This is a genomic window from Algibacter sp. 2305UL17-15 (genome assembly GCF_040720935.1).
Taxonomy (GTDB): Bacteria; Bacteroidota; Bacteroidia; order Flavobacteriales; family Flavobacteriaceae; genus Jejuia.
In genome coordinates this window covers 1-2,590 of sequence record NZ_JBFDAE010000033.1, presented here as the reverse complement: position 1 = coordinate 2,590, position 2,590 = coordinate 1, and the positions used below count along the sequence as shown (strand labels likewise).

The 2,590-nt window shown below is 29.8% G+C and carries 3 protein-coding genes; all 3 read left to right on the top strand.

Translation table 11 applies throughout. The features are described 5' to 3' along the window. Positions 1-141: 141 nt before the first annotated feature. The 3 genes from ABXQ82_RS18700 to ABXQ82_RS18690 all read left to right on the top strand — a co-directional run bounded on the left by ABXQ82_RS18700 (position 142) and on the right by ABXQ82_RS18690 (position 2,447). Positions 142-531: a hypothetical protein gene (locus tag ABXQ82_RS18700; protein ID WP_367063317.1), complete on the top strand. Its 390-nt coding sequence runs from the start codon at positions 142-144 to the stop codon at positions 529-531. Between the two features lie 6 nt (positions 532-537). Then, positions 538-1,122, top strand: a complete 585-nt coding sequence (locus ABXQ82_RS18695; RefSeq protein ID WP_367063315.1) for a hypothetical protein — start codon at positions 538-540, stop codon at positions 1,120-1,122. Positions 1,123-1,361: 239 nt separating this feature from the next. Beyond that, a complete protein-coding gene (locus tag ABXQ82_RS18690; RefSeq protein WP_367063313.1) occupies positions 1,362-2,447 on the top strand; it encodes a hypothetical protein in 1,086 nt (361 codons plus the stop codon). Positions 2,448-2,590 lie beyond the last annotated feature (143 nt).

Sequence of the window (2,590 nt, the reverse complement as noted above, 5' to 3'; positions counted from 1 at the left end):
AAATGCAATTAATCTATACAACCAAATAAGATTACATTTATCTTTAGACTATAAAACACCTAATATGGTATATTTAAAAACAGCGTAAATCAATTTTAACCTGTAGCCATATTTCAGGACAAGACATTTAAAAAAAACTTTATGCATAACAGAATAATCGGATTTATATTTATGTCTCTAATATGTTTTAGTTGCAATAATGTTGTTAGAGTAAATGACAAAAACAATGATGAAAAGCAAATTATTAGACAATCCGACTTGGAGGAACCTGAAAATTATAACCGAATAGAAACGTGTGAAGATGGAGAAAAACTTGCTATGAAAGATATTGAAAATGGTAATTTCAAATATATTTTCAGCAGTTTTGGTAGTAGACAAAATTTACCAAAAAATCTTGAAAAACTTTATGGAATTGAAATTATTAATGTCAGCGGAGTTTTAGGAAAACCAAACAAATGCTACAATGATATTATGTATAAAGAAATACAAAGAAAATTCGGAACAGATGCATTTAATAAAGCTATGGAATAAAGCGTCTTGAAAAAAATATTAAAATTCATATCGGAAGTAATTTTTGGAATAATAGTATGGTTAATATTAGTTGATATTCAATGGACATTTTTCGACAGCCATTCTATCGAAAATTTGATTTTTATTGCGTTTGGAATTTTTCTCTTAACGCTAATTATTAGAGGGATTTATTGGGTTTTCAAAAAAAAGCGAATAATGAAATTTGCAGGTTTCGGAACTCTATATTTTCTGATCTTATCGATAACAATGATTTTGACGAATGTGATTTACGGTAAAATTGCAGAAAATCAATATATTGAGTTATTGAAAGACATTAAAGAATATAAGATTGCTAAAGGACATATTCCAAAAGAATTATCGGAATTACCAACCAAACATTCTAACGTTTACGGAATAATTCCTCACGAATTTATTTACGAAGGGTATAAACCGTTTATCTGGAATGGAATTGGATTTGACGAAAGCAAAACAGACAGCGAAACGGAGAAAATAGTCGGATATAAAACACCAATGGGCTATACTAAATATAGAATCGCAGACGATGAAAATATTGATGATGTAATTGCAAGTGTGAGAAAAAACGTGTGGTAACAATGTATATAAAAAATAGCGCAAGTCTTTGCTGACACTAAGGTTTGGGCGTTTTTGGAAAGTCGTCAAATTTTTAAATTTGACGATTTCCAAGTAAAAAAATAAATAGTAAAATTTAAAAATTCGGCTTGTGTTTAATCCGAAAAGTAACAGCTTATTTTCAGCGCTACTTTTCATATACGGAGCCGTTAGGCACAATACGAACAAAAAACCCGAATTAAACAACAAAAAACTATTATATGAGATTTACATTTAAAATTTTAATCCTATTAACCATATTTACATCCTGCTCTAACTCTAATGATGAAAATAATTCTGACTGTACTTATACACCTACTTTATTCACCGAAGAAGCTTCAAATATTACTGAAACCAGCGCAACATTTAGTGGACAAATTATCGCACCAACTTGTGAAAGTACAGTAACTTCTCAAGGTTTTGTTTATGCCAAAACAACACTTCCAAAAATTGATGATTACATTATAGAAATTAATGGTGCAAACATTTCATCTGAAGCGACTAATTTGGAAAGAAATACAACATATTATATGAGAGCATTTTTTGTAAATCCAACTGGAGAGTATTACGGAAACGAAATTGAGTTTACAACGGCAATCGGAGAAATTGATATTACGACAAAAACTCTAGAAAACATTGCATTAAATAGTGCAACTAGTGGAGGAATAATTAATGACGATGGAGATGGAACAATCACAAGTAAAGGAATATGTTGGAGTACTTCTCAAAATCCCACAATTGATAATGACCATTTAGAAAATAGCACAAATAATTATGATTTTAATTCAGATATTACAGGGTTGCAGGAAGACACAACTTATTATTTAAGAGCTTATGCCATTAATGAAAATGGCATTAAATATGGTAATGAAGAAACTTTTAAAACTTTGACATCAACATATAAAGTTAATTTAGAAATAACAGGAACATCAAATAATTGTGGAGTTCCAACAGGTTATTTAGAATACAAAATCAATTACAAGTTTGATGATAATGATACTATCTCTGAAACAGCTGGAGGTTCAGGAGATATTTACTATCATGAAAAGGAAGGACAAATTAGAAATAATTTAAATGTAACTATTCATCTTGGAGATTTTGACCCAGATAACCCAAATGACAATTACAAAGGTTCTTATTTGGATGATATTTCAATTATAATCACTAACATAGAAACTAATGAAGAAGTTTTGAATACTACATTACCTAATTTATTCATATGCACAGACTCGGCATATAAAAATATTATCAATTTTAACCCAGTAGACAGAACCTACACTATAGACAGATTAACCTATGGGTTCTAAAAAAGTACTGTGCCTAACACCGGTAACCGTTGCACAACCCCCTAACAAAACCTCACAGAATTCGCAAACCGCTGATTTAAAGCCTGTTTTGATTTTTAAGATTCTGTTTTTTATCTAAAATACGGGTTGCTTAAAACCAATTA

Coding starts and splice junctions, on each gene's coding strand:
- ABXQ82_RS18700 (WP_367063317.1), top strand. CDS start 142: ATGCATAACAGAATAATCGGATTTATATTTATGTCTCTAATATGTTTT.
- ABXQ82_RS18690 (WP_367063313.1), top strand. CDS start 1,362: ATGAGATTTACATTTAAAATTTTAATCCTATTAACCATATTTACATCC.